Annotated in this window: 1 pseudogene; it reads right to left on the bottom strand. The window is 36.9% G+C overall.

What is annotated here, in order from left to right:
* Window positions 1–360 (bottom strand): annotated as a pseudogene (locus tag EZH24_RS13610) (bifunctional NADH-specific enoyl-ACP reductase/trans-2-enoyl-CoA reductase); the annotation flags it as partial.

The raw sequence follows: 360 nt of genomic DNA, 5'->3' as shown, positions 1-360 counted from the left end.
GTTCCGTCTCTATAAACCGCTTTAGTCATGTCTCTATAAACCGCTTTAGTCATTTCGGGACCAATATAAGAATAGGCAATATTTATCGCGTTTTCAGATAATATATCGGCGTCAATCAAAGCGTCAGTCCATAATTTCCAATCTTCGCCTCCCATAACTTTTACCGTATTTTTTATATCTTCTTCGTTTGCGGGTTCGATTGAAACATTTAATAATTCTTCCGTCATAAAATCTATTCCCATTCCGTTATAAGTTTTTCCTATTGGTTTTAGAGCGGAGCGATGCAATATTCCCGTTTTTTCGTCCGTTCTCACGGGAGCGGCTAAACTGTAAATAAACAAATCTATTTTTCCGTCAAAA

Origin of the sequence: Brachyspira catarrhinii (assembly GCF_005518285.1) — a bacterium.
Classification (GTDB): Bacteria; Spirochaetota; Brachyspiria; order Brachyspirales; family Brachyspiraceae; genus Brachyspira; species Brachyspira catarrhinii.
This window is presented reverse-complemented; position numbering and strand designations above follow the sequence as displayed.